At 69.3% G+C, this 23,563-nt stretch carries 14 protein-coding genes; 5 read left to right on the plus strand and 9 right to left on the minus strand.

The annotated features are described in order from the left end of the window. Positions 1 to 190: 190 nt before the first annotated feature. Positions 191 to 2,017 (plus strand): AMP-dependent synthetase/ligase, encoded by a 1,827-nt coding sequence (locus ACZ4SW_RS34305; protein WP_468252997.1) that lies wholly within the window; start codon positions 191 to 193, stop codon positions 2,015 to 2,017. Positions 2,018 to 2,060: 43 nt separating this feature from the next. Here ACZ4SW_RS34305 and ACZ4SW_RS34310 read toward each other — a convergent pair whose 3' ends face one another. Genes ACZ4SW_RS34310 through ACZ4SW_RS34330 form a run of 5 tightly spaced genes read right to left on the minus strand, consistent with a single transcriptional unit; the run spans position 2,061 to position 11,577 of the window. Then, positions 2,061 to 4,091, minus strand: coding sequence for a PQQ-dependent sugar dehydrogenase (locus ACZ4SW_RS34310; protein ID WP_468252998.1), 2,031 nt, complete (start codon positions 4,089 to 4,091; stop codon positions 2,061 to 2,063). A gap of 11 nt (positions 4,092 to 4,102) precedes the next feature. Beyond that, a complete protein-coding gene (locus tag ACZ4SW_RS34315; RefSeq protein ID WP_468252999.1) occupies positions 4,103 to 6,355 on the minus strand; it encodes an alpha-galactosidase in 2,253 nt (750 codons plus the stop codon). Then, the gene (locus ACZ4SW_RS34320; protein ID WP_468253000.1) at positions 6,352 to 9,588 is read right to left on the minus strand and encodes a glycosyl hydrolase family 28 protein; all 3,237 of its coding nucleotides are present in this window, start codon (positions 9,586 to 9,588) and stop codon (positions 6,352 to 6,354) included. The genes ACZ4SW_RS34315 and ACZ4SW_RS34320 overlap by 4 nt, the downstream gene beginning before the upstream one ends. A gap of 11 nt (positions 9,589 to 9,599) precedes the next feature. Next, positions 9,600 to 10,388 (minus strand): Tat pathway signal sequence domain protein, encoded by a 789-nt coding sequence (locus ACZ4SW_RS34325; protein WP_468253001.1) that lies wholly within the window; start codon positions 10,386 to 10,388, stop codon positions 9,600 to 9,602. 4 nt (positions 10,389 to 10,392) lie between these two features. Continuing rightward, positions 10,393 to 11,577, minus strand: coding sequence for a glycoside hydrolase family 88/105 protein (locus ACZ4SW_RS34330; protein WP_468253002.1), 1,185 nt, complete (start codon positions 11,575 to 11,577; stop codon positions 10,393 to 10,395). 673 nt (positions 11,578 to 12,250) lie between these two features. Here ACZ4SW_RS34330 and ACZ4SW_RS34335 point away from each other — a divergent pair. Further along, complete coding sequence (locus ACZ4SW_RS34335; protein ID WP_468253003.1) at positions 12,251 to 13,087, plus strand: aldo/keto reductase; 837 nt, start codon at positions 12,251 to 12,253, stop codon at positions 13,085 to 13,087. On the opposite strand, the gene ACZ4SW_RS34340 is transcribed toward ACZ4SW_RS34335, so the two are convergent. Next, positions 13,026 to 14,117, minus strand: a complete 1,092-nt coding sequence (locus ACZ4SW_RS34340) for a DMT family transporter (protein WP_468253004.1) — start codon at positions 14,115 to 14,117, stop codon at positions 13,026 to 13,028. The two genes, ACZ4SW_RS34335 and ACZ4SW_RS34340, sit on opposite strands and share 62 nt — an antisense overlap. A 221-nt stretch (positions 14,118 to 14,338) precedes the next feature. Here ACZ4SW_RS34340 and ACZ4SW_RS34345 point away from each other — a divergent pair, with 221 nt between their 5' ends. Beyond that, on the plus strand, positions 14,339 to 15,031 hold the full coding sequence (locus tag ACZ4SW_RS34345; RefSeq protein ID WP_468253005.1) for a glycoside hydrolase family 75 protein: 693 nt from the start codon (positions 14,339 to 14,341) through the stop codon (positions 15,029 to 15,031). Positions 15,032 to 15,123: 92 nt separating this feature from the next. On the opposite strand, the gene ACZ4SW_RS34350 is transcribed toward ACZ4SW_RS34345, so the two are convergent. Further along, positions 15,124 to 15,996, minus strand: a complete 873-nt coding sequence (locus ACZ4SW_RS34350; RefSeq protein ID WP_468253012.1) for a class I SAM-dependent methyltransferase — start codon at positions 15,994 to 15,996, stop codon at positions 15,124 to 15,126. Between the two features lie 126 nt (positions 15,997 to 16,122). Between ACZ4SW_RS34350 and ACZ4SW_RS34355 the strand changes: the two genes are divergently transcribed. Next, a complete protein-coding gene (locus ACZ4SW_RS34355; RefSeq protein WP_468253006.1) occupies positions 16,123 to 16,893 on the plus strand; it encodes a phytanoyl-CoA dioxygenase family protein in 771 nt (256 codons plus the stop codon). 21 nt (positions 16,894 to 16,914) lie between these two features. Here ACZ4SW_RS34355 and ACZ4SW_RS34360 read toward each other — a convergent pair whose 3' ends face one another. Next, positions 16,915 to 18,639: a glycoside hydrolase family 6 protein gene (locus ACZ4SW_RS34360; RefSeq protein ID WP_468253007.1), complete on the minus strand. Its 1,725-nt coding sequence runs from the start codon at positions 18,637 to 18,639 to the stop codon at positions 16,915 to 16,917. A gap of 89 nt (positions 18,640 to 18,728) precedes the next feature. After that, positions 18,729 to 20,165 (minus strand): cellulase family glycosylhydrolase, encoded by a 1,437-nt coding sequence (locus tag ACZ4SW_RS34365; protein ID WP_468253008.1) that lies wholly within the window; start codon positions 20,163 to 20,165, stop codon positions 18,729 to 18,731. A 302-nt stretch (positions 20,166 to 20,467) separates the two neighbouring features. Between ACZ4SW_RS34365 and ACZ4SW_RS34370 the strand changes: the two genes are divergently transcribed. Beyond that, positions 20,468 to 23,383, plus strand: coding sequence for a glycoside hydrolase family 48 protein (locus tag ACZ4SW_RS34370; RefSeq protein ID WP_468253009.1), 2,916 nt, complete (start codon positions 20,468 to 20,470; stop codon positions 23,381 to 23,383). Positions 23,384 to 23,563: the final 180 nt, after the last annotated feature.

Below are 23,563 nucleotides of genomic sequence, written 5' to 3' on the forward strand. Positions count from 1 at the left end.
TGTCCGCCCGCTCCCCTTGTGCTCGCATTTTCCTCGGCTGACCTGTGCGTTTGCGGAGAGCCCCCGGCTTTTCAGCCCCCTCCCGCCCGCTCCTTGGGTGGGGTAGCTTTCACGGCGCTGTGCGGAGTGCGACCAGTGAGATGACCGGCTGGAGCACCCCGCAGGCGAATCGAGGAGCCGGGAGCGGGGATTGCGCGAGTTCACCAACCCTCCGTCGGCGTCGGCGCCGCCGGTGGGCGGCCTGGCCGACGTCGTCTTCGAGTATGCCCAGGAAGATCCGCTCCGTGTCGCGCTCGGCCGCAAGGACGCGGAGGGCCGGTGGCGCGATGTGACCGCGGCCGAGTTCCGCGACGAGGTGCTGGCCCTCGCCAAGGGTCTGCTGGCGCAGGGGATCCGCTTCGGGGACCGGGTCGCGATCATGTGCCGTACGCGCTACGAGTGGACGCTCTTCGACTTCGCGCTGTGGGCGATCGGCGCCCAGGTCGTCCCCGTCTACCCCACCTCGTCGGCCGAACAGGTCTTCTGGATGCTGCACGACGCGCAGGTCGTGGCCGCGATGGTGGAGCACGAGGACCACGCGATGACGGTCGCCACGGTCATCGACCGGCTGCCGGAGCTGCGCCGGCTGTGGCAGCTCGACGCGGGCGCCGTGCAGGAGCTGTACGACGCGGGCGCGCACGTGGACGACGAGGTGGTGCACCGACACCGGCAGGCGGTCACCCCCGAGACGGTGGCGACCATCATCTACACCTCCGGCACCACGGGCCGCCCCAAGGGCTGTGTCCTCTCGCACGGCAACTTCATGTTCGAGGCCGACACGGTCATCCAGCGGTGGGAACCGGTGTTCCACTCCAAGCGGGGCGATGAGGCGGCCACCCTGCTGTTCCTGCCGCTGGCGCACGTCTTCGGGCGGATGGTCGAGGTGGCGGCCATCCGGGGCCGGGTCAAGTTCGGCCACCAGCCGCAGCTCAACGCGGCCGCGCTGCTGCCCGACCTGGCCGCGTTCCGGCCGACGTTCTTCCTCGCGGTGCCGTACATCTTCGAGAAGGTCTTCAACGCGGCCCGCCGCAAGGCCGAGAAGGAGGGCCGCTCCGGGCCGTTCGAAAAGGCCGTCGAGGTCGCCGTGAGGTACGCGGACGCGATGGAGGCGAAGGCGTGGGGCACCGGTCCCGGCCCGTCGGCGAGCCTGCGCATGCAGCACCAGTTCTTCGACAAGGTCGTCTACGCCAAGATCCGCGCGGCGATGGGCGGCCGGGTACGGCACGCGATGTCCGGCGGCTCGGCGATGGACCGCCGGCTCGGGCTGTTCTTCGCGGGTGCCGGCGTGCACGTCTACGAGGGCTACGGGCTGACGGAGTCGACGGCGGCCGCGACCGCCAATCCGCCCGAGCGCACCCGCTACGGCACGGTCGGCCAGGCCATCCCCGGCACCACCGTGCACATCGCGGACGACGGCGAGATCTGGCTGCGCGGCGGCCATGTCTTCCAGGGCTACCTCAACAACCCCAAGGCCACCGACGAGGCCCTGCACGACGGCTGGCTCGCCACCGGCGACCTGGGCTCCCTCGACGAGGACGGTTATCTCACCATCACGGGGCGCAAGAAGGAGATCCTGGTGACCTCCGGCGGCAAGAGCGTCTCGCCCGGGCTGCTGGAGGAACGCGTACGGGACCACCCGCTGGTCGCGCAGTGCATCGTCGTCGGCAACGACCGCCCCTACATCGCCGCACTGGTCACACTGGACACGGAGGCCGTGGAGCACTGGCTGCAGATGCAGGGCAAGCCGAAGCTGACCCCCGCCCAGCTCGTACGGGACCCGGACCTGGAGACGGAGGTGCGCCGCGCGGTGGTCGCCGCGAACACGCTGGTCTCGCAGGCCGAGTCGATCCGTACGTTCCGTATCCTCGCCCACCAGTTCACCGAGGAGCACGGGCTGCTCACGCCGTCGCTGAAGCTGAAGCGGAAGGCCATCGAGAACGCGTACGCGAACGAGGTCGAGGCGCTGTACCGGACCTGAGCCCCGCACAGCGCCCCCTCCCCTCCGCTCCCTTCGGGGCCGGCTACTCGATCGTCACTCGGAAGATCTTGTCGGAGCCGTCCGCCGCACCTCCGTTGTTGTCGCAGTTCGTGGTGGACAGCCACAACTGGTCGGCGCCGGGCACCTTGCTGACCGTGCGCAGCCGGCCGTAGGTGCCGACGTAGTACGCGCTCGGGGTGCCCACGCTCTCGCTGTCGCCGTTGATCGGGATCCGCCACAGCCGCTCGCCGCGCAGGGAGGCCATGTAGACCACGTTGCGGACGATGGCGATGCCGCTCGGTGAGGCCTCGGAGACGTTCCAGGTGGCCTTGGGGTTGGTCATTCCGGCGACGTCGCAGCTTCCCTCACAGGTGGGCCAGCCGTAGTTCGCGCCCGGCTTGATGAGGTTCAGCTCGTCCTTGGAGCTGTTGCCGAACTCCGCCTCCCACAGGCGGCCGTTGCGGTCGAAGGCGAGGCCCTGCGGATTGCGGTGACCGAGGCTGTAGACGTAGTTGCCGAACGGGTTGCCGGGGGCCGGTTTGCCGTCGGTCGTCATGCGCAGGATCTTGCCGTTCAGGGAGTTCCTGTCCTGCGCGAGGTCGGGCGTCTGGGCCTCGCCGGTGGAGACGTACAGATAGCCGTCGGGGCCGAAGGCGAGGCGGCCGCCGTTGTGGTAGCGGTTCTTCTTGATGCCCTGGAGCAGGATCTTGTAGTCGCCGAGCTTGGTGCCGTCGTACGTCATGCGGACCACGCGGTTGCCCTCGGACGCGGTGTGCATGAAGTAGACGTAGTGGTCGGTGTCCCACCGGGGGTCGACGGCGACGCCGAGCAGTCCGCCCTCGCCGTTGGTGGTCACCGCGTTCGGCACGGTGCCGACCTGCGTCTTCGTGCCGGCCTTGGTGACCTTCCAGACCCGGAAGTCGTCCCGCTCGGTGACCAGCGCGGTCTTGCCGTCGGGCATCCAGTAGGTGCCCCACGGGATGGTCCAGCCGCTGGAGAGGGTGGTTATCGAGGACGGCACCCCGCCGTCCGTCGCGCAGGCCCTGGTGGTGAACGTGACCGTGTTGCTCGGCTCGGAGACGTTGCCCGCCGCGTCCCGGGCGACCACGTTCAGGCTGTAGGGGCTGTTGCAGGCGAGCCCGGTCAGCGTGGTCGAGGTGCCGCTGGTGACCGTGTCGTAGACGGTGGTGTCGCTGCGCACGTCGTAGGCGGCGACCGCCTTGTCGTCGGTCGAGGCACCCCACTTGAGATCGACGCTGTTGGTGCCGACGTTGGTCGCGGAGAGCGTTCCCGGCCTGCTCGGCGGGGTGGTGTCGGAGCTGGGCCTGGTCGTGCAGTCGACGACGGGGCTGGCGAGGGAGGTGTTGCCGGCCGCGTCGCGGGCGATCACCGTGAGGTTGTAGTCGGTGTTCGGCTTCAGCCCGGTCAGCGCCTTCGAGGTCGAGCTCCCGGGCGCCTCACCGATCTTGTTGCCGTGCTCGTAGATGTCGTACGCCGTCACGCCCACGTTGTCCGTGGAGGCGCCCCAGGTCAGGGTGAGCGCGTCCTCGCCGATGTCCGAGCAGCCGGGCTGTCCGGGGCGGGTCGGGGCCTGGGTGTCGGCGGCCGCGTCCAGGCCGACGCGGTCGAGGTTGGGGCCGCCGTTGGCGGTGGTGGCGGTGGCCCGGATCTTGTCGGTGCCGGCGGTGAGCGGCACGTTCACGGTCTTGGTGGCCCAGGTGTTCCAGTCGGCGGTGGCCGGGAAGGACACACCGGAGGCGACGACCGTGCCGTTGACGGATATGTCCATCGGCCGGTCGGTGGACGTCCCGTTGGCGTACCGCAGGGTGAGGGCGGAGGTGCCGGCGTTGGCCGCGCTCACCGTGAACTCGACATAGGAGCCCTTGACGTTGGTGTAGTCGACGAAGCCGGTGCCCGTGTATCCGGTGTGGTTGGTGGCGACGGTGCCCTGGGAGATCAGGGCGTCCTCGGCCTGGTAGTCGGTGGCGGCCAGCGCGGTGCCCTGGCCGAGACCGGCGAGCGGCAGCGCCAGGGCCGCCGCGACGCCGTACGGCAGAACTCTTCTGATGTGCACGGATGTTCCCCTCAGCCCGTGTACTGGGTGAAGACCTTGAGGTAGTCGTACGGCTGCTGCGTCACGCCGCTGCAGGAGTCGCCGTCGGTGCCCGAGCCGCAGGCCCGGTCGCGGTTGACGGCCCAGTAGGTGAGCCGCCCGATGTGGTGCTGCCGGGCGTAGGCGAGCATGGTCTTGAAGTCGGCCACCCGGACGCGCTCACCGGAGTCGTCGGTCCTGCCGTTCATCGACGACAGCCCGATGTGCGTGTAGGCGGTGGCGTCGCTGTAGCCGTACGCCGACTTCACCTGGGCCTTGAGGCCTTCCATGGCCTTGGTGGTGAGGGTGCCCATGTTCGTGGTGCCGCCGCCGAAGTCGAACGGCATGATGCACCAGACGTCGTTCGCCAGACCGGAGGTGGCGGCCCGCTCGATCATGTCGACGCCGGTGGAGTCGGGACCGCTTGAGGTGGTGCCGAAGGTGATGACGGTCTTCAGGCCCGGGTTGTTCGCCTTGACCGTCTTCAGCGCGTCGACGACCCGCTGCCGCACGGTGGCGTTGGACCACTCGGTGTTCTCGATGTCGATGTCCAGCGCCTTGAGCTTGTAGGCGTTGATCACCTTCTGGTAGGCGCCGGCGAGCGCGGAGGCGCTGGAGCACTTCTCGCCGAGCTTGTTCCCGCTCCAGCCGCCGACGGAGACGACGACGTCACCGCCCGCCGCTCTGATCGCGTTGATCGTCGACTGGTCGCCGCCTCCGGTCAGCGGGCGCGAGCCGTCCCACTTCGGGTTGCAGGTGCCGTCGGAGAGGATGAAGGCGAGGGTGAACCACTTGACGCCGGTCGCGGACATGACGGACGTGGGGTTCTGAGGGTTGCCCCAGCCGAGGTACTCGTATGGGGCCACGGCGAATCCGGGGGAAGCCGCGGTCGTGCTCAGGGAGTTGACGGGCTTGACCCGGATCAGCCGGGTCTCGCCCGGACGCAGGGTCGCGCTGTACGAGTTCGCGATCACGCCCTTGTGGGAGCCGGACCAGAGGTCGGTGACGTCACCGGAGCCGCTGAAGCCGACCTGCGACCAGTTCACGCTCACGGTGGCGTTGCCCGACGTGCCGGTGTTGAAGAGCGCGACGACGTACTGTCCGTCGCTCTCCTTCTTGCTCCAGACCTGTTTGACACCGCTGTCGACGATCCGCTTCGCGGCGACCCCGTCCTGGTCCACCCCGATCAGCCGGTCGTTGGTCAGCATCGCCTTGTCGGCGGAGTCGAGTTGTGTGAGATCGGTGCCGAGCAGCAACGGGGCCGCGGCCATCGCCCAGAGCGTGAAGTGCGAACGGCGCTGGTCCGCCGTCAGGCCCACCTGGTCGCCGTTGCCGATCTCCAGCGAGTCCAGGTCGTTCCAGCCGCCGGGCCCGGCGTACGGCTGCCAGGAGGCGGCCGAGTCGAACCGCTTGGAGACGTGGGACCAGTCGGTCAGCGGGTAGCCGCTGCCGTTGCTCCCCGGTCCGCAGTAGCACTCCACGTCGCCCTGGGTGCGCCAACTGTTCGCCAGTTTCCGCCAGGTGGCGGCGTCGGCGATGGGCAGGTTGTTGGAGAGTGCGAAGTTGACGGGCCGTCCGCTCGCCCGCAGCGCCTTGTCCCAGGCCTGGACGTCGGGGATGTCGGCGCTGCCCACCCCGTCGATCTTCAGGTAGTCGACTCCCCAGGACGCGAACTGCTTCGCCCAGGAATTGACGAACTCCTGCGCGCCCGGCTTGGAGTAGTCGATGGAGTACATGTTCTTGCAGTTGTAGTTCTTCTCGGTCTTGGACGTGTCCGCGATGTCCTTCGCGTGGTACGAGGTCCCTTCGATCGGCGTGTTCTCGGTGACGGCGTTCTTCGCGATGCCCGGGGTGACGTAGAAGCCGAACTTCAGGCCCTTGGAGTGGACGTAGTCGGCCAGCCCCTTGATGCCGTGCGGGAACTTGGCCGTGTCGACGGCCCAGCGGCCGTAGTCGTCGACGGTGAAGCCGTTGTCGTCGCACTTCTGCCAGAAGTCGTCGAGGTTGACGTAGACGAAGCCGTGGTCCTTCAGGCCACTGGAGACCAGTGCGTCGGCCTGCGCCTTGATCTTCGCCTCGGTCGGCGTGCGGCGCACGAAGCTCCAGCTCGACCAGCCCATGGCGGGCCGGACGGACTGACCGTTGTCGGAGGCGGCCGCCGGGTGGGCGGTGACGCCTGCCAGCGGCACGGCGGCCGTGACGAGCAGACCGGCCGCCGCGGCCGTGAGCGATCTGACACGGATCATGACTGTCCCCCGTTCACGGGTGTCGCGTACGACGTGCCGATCCACGCCTCGTCGATCCGCAGGCGCTTGTAGCGGGCCGAGTCGCTGGAGGCGGCCCAGGTGGTGTCGACCTCGAGACGGACGTAACGTGCGTTGGCGGCTGTCAGGTCGATGCCCTGGACTCCCCGGCGGCTCGGCAGTTGCCCGGTCTTGACCGCGCTCCCCCACGTCCGGCCGTCGTTGCTCAGGTACACCTTGTAGTCCTTGATGCGCGCCGACTGCTCGGTGTCCGAGCGGGCGTAGGCCACGGAGTCCTCGCGTTGGTTGAGCCCGATGTACTGCACCTTCTTGGCCGAGCCGAGGTCGAAGGTGAGGTTCACCGGCAGGGTCTTGTTGTCGTCCCAGTAGGTGAGGTAGTCGCCGTCGCCGGCCGCCGACGCGGCGTGTCCGCTCGCGGAGGCGCTCGCGCTGACCTTGACGCCGGTGAGGATGCCCTCGCGGCCGGCGGTGGTCACCTTGAAGACGGTGTCGTACGGGTCCCAGTCACCGAGCCCGGACAGGGTCAGCACACCCCCGGACTGCGACCACGAAACCGCCTTTCCGGTACGGAGGTCGGTGACGGAGGCGATGCGGTAGCCGTTGTCCCGGACGCGCAGGGTGCTGGTGCTGGGCGGGGTCAGGACGTGGATGTACTGCCGGTTCGGGTCGTCCTTGGCGATGGTCGTCACGCCGTGGGCGCCGTCGTTCCAGAAGCCGGGCTTGAGGCCGCCGTACATGTAGCCGCCGCCCTCGGTGCCGTGCAGGGACTCCCAGATGGGGCCCAGGTAGGAGTTAGCGAAGTTGTTGAAGGAGGCCTGGTTCGACGGGAACTTGCCGTTGACCTGGGCCGTCTCGGCCATCAGCGCCTTCACCGAGGACCCGGCGTTGGTGATGAGGCGGCCGAGGGTGAGCATGCGGTCGACGGAGGGGTCGGAGCCGTCGTACCACCAGGCGCCGGTCGAGGGCAGCTTGAAGTCGGCCTCGGTCAGGCGGGGCTGGGCGGTGTAGACCGCCTGCGGGTAGTCGTAGGCCGGGGTCATCCCGGTCTTCTGCTCATTGCTGATCATGTCCATGATCGGCGTGTCTTCGTTGTTGTTGCTGAGCGTGTAGTTCGGGCGCTTGTCGTAGATCTGCTGGTAGAGGTTGTGGCTCTCCCAGTACGGGTTGTCGTTGTCGATCCAGAAGCCGCCGAGGTCGGGGTAGCGTTCCATGACCTCGAAGAAGTTGTCGTAACTGAACCGCCCGAAGCCGTCGGTGGTGGTCAGGTCGACGTTCTCGCCCTTGTAGGCGGAGTAGGCGGCCGAGTCGAGCCACTCGTGGCCGCCCTCGTCGTGCCACTGCGGGTCGTTGGTCATGTAGAGGATGACCTTCATGCCCTTGGTCTTGGCGGCGGTGATCAGCTCGCCGAGGAAGTCCCGCTTGGTGGAGCAGGAGCCGGGGATCTTCGACGGCCAGGGGCGGGCGTAGCCGAGGCGGCTGTGGAAGGTGGCGAGGACCAGGTACTGGGTGTGCAGCTTCTGCGCCTCGTTCACCCAGTAGTCCGGGCTCCAGCCGCCGCTGGTCACGTCGTTCTCCCAGGCGGTGCAGCTTGTGTGGGCCGGCGCGGTGCGCAGGCCCCAGTGCAGGAAGAGCCCGCCGACGGACGCGCGCAGGAAGTCCTGACGGGGGTTCTGCAGGTCGAGCGGTTTGACGGCCGTACTGCCGCAGTCCTGGCTTCCCGAGACCCGCAGAGCGCCGCCGGACGTGTTGTGGCTGTCCGTCACGCAGGCGTCGGTGACGTCCTGGAAGCCCACGTCGAACGGGGAGCCGCCGCCCTTCTGCGCGGTGAAGCGGGTGAGCCGGATGCCGTCGGCCGCGTCGGCGATGAACGCGGGCCTGCCGTCGTTCGAGGCGAACTTCACCGAGCTGTCCGTGAACTGGACGTTGTCCGCGTTGTGCAGATACCAGCCGTAGGCCGGGCGGGTGCCGATGCTCTTGGGGTTGTAGTCGGTCGGGTCGTTGCTCGGCACGCCGGTGGACATGGTGCCGTTGCCGCCGGGGACCGTGATGTTGACGTCGGTGAAAGTCACGCCGTTGATGCGGTGGCCGCTCTCGCCCCACAGGGTCGGGCTGAAGGACGGGCTGTTGCCGGTGGCCGTGATGTGGTCGTACGTGACGTCGCTGATCGACCCGACGCCGGGACTGTTCCCGCATCGCTTGCGCGTGCCGATCTTCTGCATGATCGGCGAGTGGACGTTGGTCATCGTGATGTCGCGGTAGTGGACGTCGGAGATCTTCGAGCCGTCCATGGAGACCATGCCGAGGCCGGACTTGTCGGCGCCGTCGATCCGTATCTTCTCGAACCGGTAGTCCGAGAAGTCGCCGCAGGTCTCCGAGCCGAACATCAGGGCGTTGCAGCACTTGGCCCCGAGCGTCGAATCGCTCACCCGCACATGGCCGTTGGGCAGCTTGGCGCCGAGCGCGTAGTCGCTCTTGAAGACCAGGGCGTCGTCGTTGGCGTGGATGGTGGCGTTGGTGATCGTGACGTCGGTGGTGGAGATGACGTTCCAGCCGTCGCGGTCGCTCGCGGTGTCGATGGTCAGGTGGTCGGAGGTCACGTTCTTGCAGCCGTTGATGAGGGCCGCGAAGTGGCCGCCCCGGCGCAGGGTGAGACCGTCGCCGATCCTGAGCCCGTCGCACCGGGTCAGCGAGATGATCTTGTCGGCCTGGCCGGACTTGGGGTTGCCGGTGATCAGGTTGCCCGCGCCGTCGATGACGCCCTGGCCGACGAAGCCGATGTCGGTCAGCTTGTCGCCGTAGATCATCGCGTCGTGGAAGTGGCTGTGCCCGTAGTCCTGGTAGCCGTCGTACGGGTTGGACTCGGCCTTGTCGTAGGTGTCGGCGCTGGAGCCCTGGAGGGTGGCGCCCTTGTCGAGTCGGAGCGTCACATGGCTCTTCATGTGGATGGTGTTCTTGGACTTGTAGGTGCCGGAGGGGAAGCGGACGGTACCGCCGCCCGCCGAGTTGGCCGCCGTGATCGCCTTGTCGATGGCCGGGGAGTCGTTGGCGGAGCCGTCGCCCTTGGCGCCGTAGTCGCGCACGTCGTACTCGGTGGCGGCGCGGGCGATGGCGTGCGGGGCGGCGAGGGCCGCGGGATGGGTGAGGCCGAGGACGACGGCCACGACGAAGAGGACGACGGCCGTCGCTCGGCTGCGTGGACCAGTGGGGGGTCTCATGTGACGGCTCCTCACACCAGTTGGTAGCCGCGGAGGTTGGTGAGCAGGAGGTAGGTGTCCTGCAGGGACCCGGAGGTGTCGCCGAGGGAGCGGTAGATGCCCCACTTCGGGCGCACCCGGTCGGCCAGGAAGGTGTCGACGCCCGTCTTCGACGCGTCGATCACGGTCGAGCCGCCGGACCTGAGGATCCAGCGGACCGAACCCGCCGAGCCGTTGCCGACCTTGATCTGGAAGTCGACGTCGGTCCACTTGTCGTGGAGCGGGTCCAGGTCGGTCCGGCCGACGAGGATGTCGTCGACGGCGAGCTTCAACTCGATGGTCTGCTTGCCGTTCACGCGCCGCAGCGACTGCACGACGATCGGCGAGGTGCCGTTGCCCGGCTGCTTCATCTGCATGATGTGGGTGAAGGTCGTGGTCGCCTTCAGCGAGCTCGGGATGTACATCGAGTACGTGACCCGCCAGGTCTGTCCCTCGGTCCACTTGAGGTAGCTGCTGCTGCTCGTGCGCAGGCCGGTGACCTCCTGGCGCTGGCGGTCGGTCGAGGTGTCGCGGTCGACCATGTGCATGTTGAAGCGCCAGTTGTCGCCGGTGGCGAAGATGTGCGGATGCCCGGCGGGGTGCGAGTCGGCACGGTCGTCCTCGACCGTCTCGAAGGCGCCGAGGCCTTCGCTGCTCGCGGAGGGCGCCCACTTCTGCCGCCAGGAGGCGGCGTGGGCCGTGGCAGCGGTCGGCAGGCCGGCCGCGACCGCCGCCGCGCCACCGAGGGCGGCGCCCAGCAGCCTCCTTCTGGACGTGCTCATGACACTAATCACCTCGCAGTTGTTCGTTCATGATCAGGAAGGCACCCAGGCCGTGGAAGTCGTCGGTGGCCCGGGTGCGGCCGACGTAGTACGCGTAGTCGCCGACGTTGGTGCCGATGGAGATGTCGGCGAGATGCGTGCGGCCGTCGGAGCCGACCGTGAGCTTCGCCAGCACGCCCTGGTAGCCGCGGCGCGCGACGGCGGCGTAGTGCGGGTCGATGTAACCCTGTCGGGCACCGCGCGACAGGGCGTAGGTGAACATGCTGGAGCAGGAGGTCTCGGTCCAGTCGTCGGGCCGGCTCCCCTTGTCCATCACCTGGAACCAGCGCCCGGTCGCCGGGTCCTGGTACTTCTCCAGGCCCGCGGCCAGCTTGCGGAAGATCGACACCAGCCGGGGGCGGCGGGGCTGGTTCGCGGGGATGGCGTCCAGGACGTCGACGATCGCCATGGAGTACCAGCCGACGGCCCGGCACCAGTGCTCGGGGGCGAGCCCGGTCTGCGGATCGGCCCAGCCCGCGCTCCTGGACTCGTCGTAGGCGTGCCTGAGCAGGCCGTCGGCGACCTGCAGATGGCTGCCGTAGACGGAGAGCTGCTTGGCCGCCTCGTCGTCGGTGTACGCGCTGTCGCCGAACTCCTCGCCGTACTCGACGAGGAACGGGTTCACCATGTAGGCGCCGTCCGCCCAGAGCTGGTGCGCCCGGCTGCCGGTGTCGGCGTGCCAGAAACCGCCGTCCGAGGTGCGGGGATAGGTGTTCAGCCGGTCGCGGATCTTCCGGGCGGCGGTGCGGTAGCGGTCCTGACCGGTCTCGTGGTGCAGGAGCACGAGCAAACGGCCGGCCTGCATGCTGTCGAGGCTGTCGAAGTTCTGGTCGATCGAGCCGTCGCTCTTCACGAAACGGTCGACATAGCTCTTGATGTACGTCAGGTAGCGGGCGTCGTGTGTGCGCCGGTAGACGAGGTACTGGCCGTACAGGTACAGGCCGACCGGGTAGGACCAGCCGCCGATCGTGCTCGGCGTGTAACGGGACGTGGTCGAGTCCACGACCGCGACCGACCAGTCCGGGGCGGCGACGGGGCGCGTGGCGTGGGGTACCGGAGCCGGGGCGGCCGGTGCGGTGGCCGCCAGCCCGGTCAGCCCGGCGGTGGCGAGCGCGCCCGCCGTCAGTGCGGCTCGCAGGCGTCGTCTCATGACGCTTCCTTTCGATGGGCGCAGGGATGGGCTCGGGACGGGCGCGGGGATGGGCTCGGGACGGGCGCGGGGATGGGCTCGGGACGGGCGCGGGGATGGGCTCGGGACGGGCGCGGGACGGGTGTACGGGGGCGGCGGATGACGGCGGCCTCCGGGGCCGGGAGCGGGACGGTGGCGTGTGAGCAGGCCCCGTTCGGCCGCGCGCCCCCCTCCGCGAACTCCGCGCGCGCCGTCAACTGCCGGGGGGCGGCGAACAGTTCGCGTCACCGGGTCGCCGACGCACCGATGGTCCGGTCAGTCGGGGACCTGACCGGCCGCGTCCTCCGATGTTTCCCGAATGCTCTGCTCCAGTCGGCTGGCCCCGTGGGCCTTCTCGTTCATGGCTGCGTACCTGCTTTCCAGCGAGTGGGGGGTGGGGTGGGCCCAGTCAGGGCCAGGCAGGCGCGTGGTTCACATAGATGCACCAGGTTCAGTGATGCGTTCGGTACCGCGATACAGAGTTGCGGGATGGCGTGACCCGGTCAATGGTCCGGACCGATAAGGTCGGATCCATTTCCGGCCAATCTGTGGTTGTCGTCGAGACTTCGCGGGGAACCCGGGGCTCAGGAATGCACGTAGGGTGGTGATCGTTGACGATAGGAGCACCACCCGACGACTGAAGGATCGAGAGCTCGTGAGCAGCAAGGTCCCCCCGATCATCCTGAACAACGGCGTCGAGATGCCCCAGCTCGGCTTCGGCGTCTGGCAGGTGCCGGACGACGAGGCGGAGACCGCGGTCACCACCGCGCTTCAGGCCGGTTATCGCAGCATCGACACGGCGGCGATCTACGGCAACGAGGAGGGCGTCGGCAAGGCCGTCGCCGCCTCCGGCATCCCCCGCGAGGACCTCTTCATCACCACCAAGCTCTGGAACAGCGACCATGGGTACGACGCCACGCTGCGCGCCTTCGACGCGTCGCTGGACAAGCTCGGCCTGGAGTACGTGGACCTGTACCTGATCCACTGGCCGCTGCCGTCCCGGGGCACGTTCGTCGAGACGTACAAGGCCTTCGAGAAGCTCCACGCGGACGGCCGCGCCCGGGCGATCGGTGTCTCCAACTTCCTTCCGGAGCACCTTCAGGAGCTGATCGACGCCACGTCCGTCATCCCGGCGGTCAACCAGATCGAGCTGCACCCGCACCTGCAGCAGCACGCCGCCCGCGAGTACCACGCGGAGCAGGGCATCGCGACCGAGGCCTGGTCGCCGCTCGGCCAGGGCAAGGGTCTGCTCGAGGTGCCGGCGATCGTGGCCATCGCGCAGAAGCACGGCCGTACCCCGGCCCAGATCGTGCTGCGCTGGCACGTCCAGCTCGGCAACATCGTGATCCCGAAGTCGGTGACCCCGGCCCGGATCAGGGAGAACATCGAGGTCTTCGACTTCTCGCTGGACACCGAGGACATGGCGGCAATCAGCGCGCTGAACGAGGACCGTCGCCTGGGTCCCGACCCGGCGACGTTCGACCTGGGCTGACCGGCGACCGAACGACGCGCCCCGGACCTCCGCCACGGCGGTTGCGGGGCGCGTCGCCGTGGTGCCGGGGCGCGTCGCCATGGTCCCGGGCCGCGTCGCCGTGGCCCCGGGGCGCATCGCCGTGCGCGTCCCCGCGTGCCGTCGCATAGGCGCTGACCAGGATCAGCGCGCAACCGACCCCCTGCATCGGCGTCGGCCGCTCCCCCAGCACCAGGGCGCCGAGGGCGAGCGCGCCCACCGGGGTGAGCAGGAGCAGGACCGCTCCGGTGTGGCTCGGCAGCCGTGGGGAGTTGACGGCCACCAGCAGCCAGCCGACGACCTGGCTGCTCAGCGCGACCAGCGCCAGCCAGCCCAGCGCGGTCCAGGACGGCGTGAGGTCCAAGACGCCCCATGCCGCGCCGCCGACCGCCGAGACGGCGGTCGCCGCGCAGATCACCACCGTGTACGTGGTCCGGACATGCCCCCGGAAGCCCCCGCGGCGCAGCAGGAAGAGAAAGCCCGAGTAGCTCAGCGCGGCGAGGACCGCGTGGACCGTGCCCGCGGTGGGATCGCTGCCACCGGCGCCCTTCTCGAACAGCCCGCCGGTCAGGACGACCCCCACGACCAGCACCGGCAGCCAGCTCAGGAACCGGCGGGGCACATGCTCCCGGTCCACCGCCCAGGCGAGCAGCGGCACCACCACGACCTGCACATTGACCAGCACGGTGGACAGCCCGGCGCCGACCTCGGTGATCGACTTGGCCCACAGCAGCGTGTCCCCGGCGAACAGCGCCCCGCCGGCCAGCCCGTAGCAGAGCTGTCGCCGGGGCGGTGGGCCTTCGCGGCGCCACTCGGGGAGGGCCAGCAGCACCAGGAACGGCAGCGAGATCAGACAGCGGTACGCCGAGGCGGTGCCCGCGCCGGTGCGGCTGAGCGCGATGAAGACGGGTGACGCGGACAGCGACAGGGCACCGGCCGCCTGACCCCAGCGAGGTCCGCGCGGGACCCGCGGGGCGCGTCGACGCGTGGCGGCGATGTCCGTTCGCGTCACTCGGCGGACTCCTCACGGCAGGCGTGAAAACGCGCTTCGAGTACCCGTCGGCCGATCGGCCATGCACGGCCTCGCTCACGCGGCCGAGCTGCGGCTTTCGTCGTCGGCGCCCAACCGGGGCCGCTCCCCCGCGCGTTGCAGGGCTTGACGCGAGCATGCAGACGGGTCCACCTTGTACGGCACCCGGTAAGGAAACTTTCCTAACAGAAGGGTCCCCCACAGTGCGCACTCGACCACTGACCCTCGCCGCGGCCGCCGGCGCCGCACTCCTCGCCACCGCCGCGCTCCCCGCGAACGCCTCGGGAGCCGCCCCCCGGTCCGCTCAGGAAGGCTCGGTCAGCGCGGCCGACCTCCTCGCCAAGGTGACGTCCTGTTCGCAGATATCGAACGGCAAGTACAAGACCGACGAGGAGACCTCGGCCACCGTCCCCGTGTGCGGCAAGAACGGCGCGGTGTTCTGGAAGGCCGACATGGACGTCGACTGCGACGGTCAGGTCACCGGCAAGTGCAACAGCGACACCGACCCCTGGTTCCAGGACGACACCGCGTTCCACCAGTCCGACGGCAAGCCGCTGCGCGCCGAATCGCTCCCGTACGTCGTCGTGCCGAGCGCCAGCAGCATCTGGAAGTACTCCAGCTCCGGCATCAAGGGCGGTGGCGTGGTCGCCGTGATCTACAACAACAAGGTCGAGTACGCCGTCGTCGGCGACACCGGCCCGACGAAGATCATCGGTGAGGCGTCCTACGCCACCGCGAAGGCGCTGGGCATCGACCCCGACCCGGCGACCGGCGGCGCGGACTCCGGCGTGACGTACATCCTGTTCAAGAACTCGCAGGTGTCGCCGATCGAGAGCCACAGCGCGGCGGTGTCCCTCGGCCAGTCCCTGGCCAAGCAGTTCATCGCGGACAACTGATCCCGGCATGCCGGGTGCCCGGTGCCGGGCACCCGGCGCGCGTCAGTGCGTCACCGCGGCAGGGCGCCGGCCGGGCCGACCAGGGTGCCGAGTCACGCCCTGACGGCCGTGTGCATCGTGTGCGCCTCCAGTACGAAGACATCGCGCCGGTGGTACAGGCTCGCCTTGTCGTCCGGGTCCAGGAGGCGGTCCAGGGTCGCGCGGTCCGTCACGTCCAGGCCGTCCCCGAGCTTGTCGCGACGGCGCTGGAACTCGGCGACGACGCAGGCGCGGGCCTCGTCGGAGAGCGGCGCGGGCAGCTCGAACAGGAAGGTACGGGTCACCGGTGCGCTCAGCCCGACGGAGGTCATGAGGGCAGCCCAGTCCTCGGTCTCCGTGACCGCGCCGGGCAGTTCCGCGCGCATCGTGGTGAACCGCTCGGTCTCCACCGCGTCCAGCCGGGCCTCCAGCCCCGGGCGGCCGATGCCGATGTCGCGCGGGAGCGAGCGCGGCGGCAGGCCGCCCTCCAGCAGGGCGACCACCCCGCCCGGAGCGAGACGGTCCGCGAAAGCGGCGAGCGCCGCGCGCTGGTCGCCGAGGTGGTGCAGGCTGCGGCTCGCCCAGAGCAGATCCACCGGGTACTCCAACTGGTCGAGGGAGCCGGGGAGTTCACCGGTCAGTGTGCTGAAACGGTCGGCCATGCCCAGCCGGGCGGCTCGCGCGCGGGCGCGTTCCAGCAGCGGCTCGGAGCCGTCGGCCGCCACCACCCGGGCATCCGGGAAGGCCTCGCCGAGGACGCAGGTGACGGCTCCCGGTCCGCTGCCGGCGTCGACGATCAGCCCCGGCCGCGCACCGCACTCGCCCAGCCAGTTCGCGATCCGCCGGTACATGGGGGTGAGCAGTTCGGCCTGCGACTCCAGCAGCGGGGCCATCGCGGCCCAGTCGACCTCGGCGTGGGCGTGATGGTGGTGGTGCTCGTGCGCCATGGTGGTCACCCTCTCTTCTCGGTGCCGTCAGCCTGCGCCGACGCACCGCGAGAGGGCCACTTGTGTTGCCGGGTCGGCAAAAAAAATCAGATGCGTCCCGGCCGGTCGCTCGCCGACGATGACCCCATGGAGGACGAGATGGTGGGGCGTTTCCTCGAGGACGGGTTCGTGAAGATCGAGGGCGCCTTCTCGCGGCGGGTCGCGGAGGACTGCGCGCGGCTGCTGTGGCAGGAGACGGGGTACGACCCCGAGGACCCCGGCACCTGGAAGGACCCGGTGTACTGGGTGCTCGGCATGGCGAAGGGCCCGTTCGGGGCCGCGGCCAACTCGCCCGCGCTGCATGAGGCGTTCGACCTGCTGGTCGGTGAGGGCCGTTGGGAGCCCCGCTACCACCTGGGCGCCTTCCCGCTGCGCTTCCCGCACGCGGAGGAGCCGGATGACGCGGGCTGGCACATCGACGGGGGCTACACCCCTCAGGGCGAGACCTGGCCCTACGCCAACCTGCGGTCCCGGGACCGGGCGCTGCTGATGCTGTTCCTGTTCTCCGACGTGACCGAGGACAACGCCCCGACCCGCATCCGCGTGGGCTCGCACCTCGACGTGCCCCGGCTGCTGGAGCCCTACGGTGAGGAGGGTGTGTCGACCCTGGAGATAGCTCCGCGTCTGGTCGAGGCCTCCGCCCACCGTCCCCTCGCGTACGCCACCGGCCGCCCCGGTGACGTGTATCTCTGCCACCCCTTCCTCGTCCACGCCGCCCAGCCGAACCACGGCACGAAGCCCCGCTTCATGGCACAGCCGTCGCTGGACCTCGCGGAGCCGTATCGGCTCGACCGGCCCGACGGCGACTACTCCGCGGTGGAGTTCGCGATCCGCCGGGGCCTGTCCCTGAGGGGCTGACCCCGGCGGATCCTCACGGCGTCACGGCAGCGGCGGGTAGGCGTTCTGCATGAGCTGCTGGAACTCGGCGGAGAACCAGTGCCCGGACAGCGGTGCGTTCGGCAGGGCGCCCGACATGTTGTTGTTGTTCCGCGGATTGCCCGTGTACGTCGGGTCGCACATCCGGTCGAAGCCCTTGCCCTCGTCGTTCGGGATCGCCGAGCTGGCACCGTCGGACTCCCCCGGCGGCTTCATCCACACGTATGCGTCGATGCCGGGGGCCGGGTTGGCCTGCGGACGTTCGCCGAGGCCGGCGCCCGCCTGGTTGCACCAGTTGCCGGCGTTGATGCGCCGGTCGTAGCGACCGCCGTTGACGTACGCGTCCACGTCCGTCTTGGGACCGGGGCCGGTGGGCCGTGCCGAGCCGCCCCAGCCGTTCCGGGACGTGTCGATCAGCATGCCGATGTCGGAGTTGAAGCCGACCGAGATGAGCTTCTGGCGGAAGGCCTGCGCGTACGACAGCTCGTCGACGTACCGGTTCCAGTCCACCCACTTGGACTGGCGCACCGACGTGCCGTTCACGGTGTCGTCGATGGTGAAGTTGTCCTCCTTCAGGGCGCTGTAGTTCGCCGTGTTGGTGATGAAGCCCGCCACGTCGTCGACCGTCGCGCCCTCGCTGGTGGCCGCCTGCTTGAGCAGGTCGGCCGTGGGGCCGAAGTTGTCGTCCCAGCCGAGCCAGCCGTGGTGACCTGCGTCCACGTAGTTGTAGACGTTCGGGATCGCGCCGAGCTTGGCGAGCGCGTAGCCGACGCCCTTCACGTAGTTGCCGTTGGCCTTCATCGTGTCGCACTGAGGGACGGCCGTGGCGCGGCTGCCGGTGTTGGTGATGAGGTTCGGCAGCGAGTCGAGCTCGACGGTGGTGACGATCCTGAGGGAGGCGTACTTGGGGTCGGAGAGGATCGCCGCGATCGGGTCGATGAACTGGGTCTTGTACTTGTCGATCTCCGTCGGGCCCAGCTCACCGTTGGACGCCAGGGCCGAGCAGTCGCGTCCCGGCAGGTCGTAGACGACGAGCTGGATGACCTCCTCGCCGGTGCCCTTCTGCTTGAGCGCCTCGTCGAGGTGGGCGCGCAGGCCCATGCCGCCGTTCACGCCGTTGATCGCGGCGATGCGGTCCAGCCAGACGCCGGTGGGCTGGTTGGAGACGCGGGTGCCGCCCGGTTCGGCGGCGGCGTGCGCGGACCACTCCGGGTTCACGTACACCTTGGCGCCGGCGTACGGGTTGTCGACGCGGCTGCCGGAGCCCGTGCCGCCGCCTCCACCGCCGCCCCCGCCGCCACCGCTGCCGCCTCCCGCGTCGACGTTGCAGGCGACACCGTCGAGGGTGAAGGTGGCCGGGACCGCGTTGGTGCCGCTGTAGGACCCGTTGAAGCCGAAGCTGACCGAACCGCCCGTCGGCAGGGAGCCGTTGTAGCTCTCGTTGGCCGCGGTGACGTCGGCGCCGCTCTGGCTGATCTTCGCGTTCCAGCCGCTGGTGACCTTCTGGTTGCCGGCGTACGACCACTTCACCGACCAACTCGACTTGGCGGCGGAGTTGTTGGTGAGGGTGACGGCTGCCGTGAAGCCGGTGTCCCACTGGTTCTGCACCTTGTAGTCGACGGTGCAGGGCACGGCGGCGTGCGCGGGGGTGGTGGTGACGACCGCGGTCCCGGTCCCGCCGGCGACGAGGGCCAGGGCGGCCAGTAACGATGTTCTGGTACGACTCATGAGTGCGGGTTCCTGTCTGGTCGTGAACTGCGTGGACTGCGTGGACTGCGTGAACTGCTGAACTGAGTGGACTGCGTGGACTGCGTGGACTATCCGTTGAGGGCGCGCAGGTGGTCGCGCAGCCCGATGCCGTACGACGTGGGCGTTCCGTCGTAGTTCGAGATCAGGGACGGCCCGGAGGAGCAGTCCCAGGTGTTCCAGGTCCAGCCCAGGTAGGACAGACTGCGGTCGTCGAACCACTTCATGACCTGGTCGACGAACCCGTGCGAGCAGGTGTTCTCACCGATCTCCCAAGCCACCAGCGGCACCTGGGCCGCGACCGGGGCGAGCGTGGAGTTCCAGCAGCTCGCGCTCGCACAGGTGTTGAAGTTGTAGACGTGGTAGGCGGCGACCAGATTTCCCGCCGGGTCGCTGGGCCGGTAGGTCAGCCACTGGCTGAGGTCGTTGGAGTACGCGAGCCCGCCGGCCAGGATCACGTTCTCGGCGCCGGTGGAGCGCACCGCGTCGACCAGGTCCTGCATGCCGGCGACCTCGTAGGGGATGCCGGGGCAGGTGCCGCCGTCCTTCCAGCACTTCCAGGCGTCCGTGACGGAGGACGTCGCCCGGTCCGGGTAGGGCTCGTTGAACAGGTCGAAGGCCACCGCCTGGTCGTTCTTGAAGGTGGCGGCGACCGACGACCAGAACGACGGCGTGTACTGGGCGTCCGGCATCGGCTTCTGACAGGTGGCGTGCACGTCGGAGCAGCCCGCCGAGTTGCCGGTGTACTGGCCGTAGGTCCAGTGCAGGTCGAGGATCGGGGTCATGCCGTGCGCCTCGACACGCGTGACCAGGTCCTTGACGGCGTTGACGTAGTTGGCGCCCGCGTACTGCGGCTTGACGTTGGAAAGGCCCAGCCAGCACTCCTCGTTGAGCGGGATGCGCACGGCGTTCGCCTTCCAGTCGGCGATCGCCTTGATCGCCGCGTCGTCGACGGGCCCGTCGAAGACGCCGTAGCCCTGGACGCACATGAACTCGCCGCCGGACCGGTTCACGCCGAGCAGCCGGCGGGTCCTGCCCGCGGCGTCCAGAAGCTTGTCACCCGCGACGTGCAGGGCCGGGGCCGTGCCGCCCGCCGGGGGGTCGGTCGGGGGCGGCGTCGGCTCGGGGTCCGCGTTGCACGTCGTGCCGTTGAGCCTGAACACCGTCGGCACGGCGTTGCTCCCCGACCAGGAGGCGAGGAACCCGGCGCTGACGCTCGCACCGGTCGCGAGGGAGCCGTTCCAGCTCTCGTTGGCCGCGGTCACCGTCGTACCGGACTGGGACCACTTGGCGTTCCAGCCCTGGGTCACCTTCTGACCGCCCGCGAAGTCGAAGGTGAGGTCCCAGCCGTTCACGGCCGCGCCGTTGTTGGTGATCTCCACGGCGCCCTGGAAGCCGCTGCTCCACTGGCCGGTGACCGAGTACTCCACCGTGCAGGCGGGAGCAGCGCCGGACGCCGTGACCACCGGCGCGACCACGCTGCCGACGACGGCGACCGCGCCGGCCATGAGTAAGAGTGCCGAACGAGGGGGGTGTCGCATGAGCGATTCCTTGCAGCTCGGGCACGCCCGGGACGGACGTGTCGACTGATGGAGTCGCTCCCACTGGTGCCGGTGAAGGTAGCGCCAAGTGACGGCAAAGAACAGAGGAGTCGCTGACTTTCCTTCAGCGCATCGCGTCGAATGTTTTCGACTCTTCAAGCGCCTTGACCGCTCCAGGCCCTCTGCTCAATATGGGAGCGCTCCCACTGGTTCACAGCTTGTCGCTCCTCCCCCCACCTCGGCACCGAGCCGCAAGGAGGAACCAGCCCATGACACCCAGACGGAGACGCCGCGGTGCGCGGCGGCTCTGGACCGCCGTCCTGGCGGCCCTCGCACTCCCCGTGACGATGCTCGCGAACGGCACGACTTCCGCCCATGCGGCGGCAGTCCAGTGCAGCGTGGACTACAAGACCAACGACTGGGGCTCCGGCTTCACCGCGGACCTCACCATCACCAACCGGGGCACCGACGCCGTCAACGGATGGACGCTGACGTACGCGTACACGGGCAACCAGACGCTGACCAGCGGCTGGAGCGGCACCTGGTCCCAGTCCGGCAAGTCGATCACGGTGAAGAACGCCTCCTGGAACGGCACGATCGCCGCCGGGGCCGCGGTGAACACCGGCGCCCAGTTCACGTACAGCGGCACGAACGCCGCGCCGACGAACTTCGCGATCAACGGCACGTCCTGCACGGGCGCGCACCAGCCGCCGGTCACGGTACTGACCAGCCCGGCCGCCGGCTCGGTGTACACCCAGGGCGACGCGGTTCCGCTCGCGGCCACCGCGGCGGCGGCCGACAACGCGACGATCGGCAAGGTGGAGTTCTACGACGACACCACGCTGCTGGGGACCGACACGAGCGCGCCGTACACGCTTTCGGTCTCCAACTTGTCCGTGGGCAGTCATTCCCTGGTGGCCAAGGCGTACGACAGCCTGGGCGCGTCGGCGGAGTCCACGCCGGTCGGCATCACGGTCGCCTCGGGTCCCGCCGTGGTGGCCTCGCCGACCCAGCTCGGCGTCCAGCAGGGCAGGACGGGGACGTTCGGCGTCACGCTGTCCAAGCAGCCGAGCGCGAACGTGACGGTGTCCGTCGCCCGCACGTCGGGCAACTCGGGCCTGTCCGTCACCGGCGGCTCCTCGCTCACCTTCACGCCGTCCAACTGGAACACGGCCCAGACGGTGACGATCACGGCGGACGCCTCCGGCACGGGGACGGCCACCTTCACGGCCTCCGCCACCGGCTACGCCAAGGCCACGGTCGACGTCACGGAACTGGCGGCCACGAAGACCTACGACGCCCGCTTCCTGGACCTCTACGGCAAGATCACCAACCCGGCGAACGGCTACTTCTCCCCTGAGGGCATCCCCTACCACTCGGTGGAGACGCTGATCGTCGAGGCGCCGGACCAGGGCCATGAGACGACGTCGGAGGCGTACAGCTATCTGCTGTGGCTGCAGGCCATGTACGGCAAGGTGACGGGCGACTGGTCCAAGTTCAACGGCGCCTGGGACCTGATGGAGAAGTACATGATCCCGACGCACGCCGACCAGCCGGCCAACTCCTTCTACAACGCCTCCAAGCCCGCGACGTACGCGCCCGAGCTGGACACCCCGAACGAGTACCCGGCCAAGCTCGACACGTCGGTCTCCGTCGGCTCGGACCCCATCGCGGGCGAGCTGAAGAGCGCGTACGGCACGGACGACGTCTACGGCATGCACTGGCTGCAGGACGTCGACAACGTGTACGGGTACGGCAACGAGCCGGGCAAGTGCGAGGCGGGCCCGACGGCCACCGGACCGTCGTACATCAACACCTTCCAGCGCGGTCCGCAGGAGTCCGTGTGGGAGACGGTGCCTCAGCCGACCTGCGACTCGTTCAAGTACGGCGGGAAGAACGGCTACCTGGACCTGTTCACCGGGGACTCGTCGTACTCCAGGCAGTGGAAGTTCACCGACGCCCCGGACGCCGACGCCCGCGCCGTGCAGGCCGCGTACTGGGCCGACGTGTGGGCCAAGCAGCAGGGCAAGGGCGGTGACGTCTCCGCGACCGTGGGCAAGGCCGCGAAGATGGGCGACTACCTGCGCTACGCGATGTACGACAAGTACTTCAAGAAGATCGGCAACTGCGTGGGCGCCTCGTCCTGCCCGGCCGGCACCGGCAAGGACGCCTCGGACTACCTGCTGTCCTGGTACTACGCCTGGGGCGGCGCCCTGGACACCTCCGCGGGCTGGGCCTGGCGCATCGGTTCCAGCCACGTCCACGGCGGCTACCAGAACCCGCTCGCCGCGTACGCGCTCAGCTCGGTCGCCGATCTGAAGCCCAAGTCGGCGACGGGAGCCTCGGACTGGTCGAAGTCGCTCCAGCGGCAACTGGAGTTCTACCAGTGGCTGCAGTCGTCCGAGGGCGCCATCGCGGGCGGCGCCACCAACAGCTGGCAGGGCCGGTACGCGACACCGCCGAGCGGCACCTCCACCTTCTACGGCATGTACTACGACTGGCAGCCCGTCTACCACGACCCGCCGTCCAACCAGTGGTTCGGCTTCCAGGCCTGGTCGATGGAGCGGGTCGCGGAGTACTACCAGCAGACCGGGAACGCCACCGCCAAGGCGATCCTCGACAAGTGGGTGAAGTGGGCGCTGTCCAAGACCACGATCAACCCGGACGGCACCTACCGGATCCCCTCCACGCTCCAGTGGTCGGGCCAGCCCGACACCTGGAACCCGTCGAGCCCCGGCTCCAACGCCGGTCTGCACGTCACGGTCGCCGACTACACCAACGACGTGGGCGTGGCCGCGGCGTACGCCAAGACGCTGACGTACTACGGCGCCAAGTCCGGTGACGCGACGGCGAAGTCCACGGCCGAGGCGCTGCTGGACGGCATGTGGAACAACTACCAGGACAGCCTGGGCATCGCCGTCCCGGAGACGCGCGCCGACTACAACCGCTTCGGCGACACGGTGTACGTGCCGAGCGGCTGGAGCGGCACGATGCCGAACGGCGACGCGATCAACTCCTCGTCCACCTTCACCTCGCTGAGGTCCTTCTACAAGAACGACCCGGCCTGGTCGAAGATCGAGGCCTACCTGAAGGGCGGCGCGGCCCCCTCGTTCACGTACCACCGCTTCTGGGCCCAGGCGGACATCGCCCTCGCCATGGGCTCGTACGCGGAGCTCCTCGAGTAACGTCCCGCCCCGGTGGCTCCGCCACGGGGATCCCTGCACCGTCAACCGACGGCCGGGGGGGGGGGGGGGGGGGGGGGGGGGGGGGGGGGAGAGGGGGGGAGGGGGGGGGGGGGGGTGGGGGGTGGGGTGGGGGGGGGGGGGGGTGGGTGTCGTACTCGCTTCTCACGTCTACCCAGCCTA

The organism is Streptomyces sp. NPDC028331 (assembly GCF_055565775.1).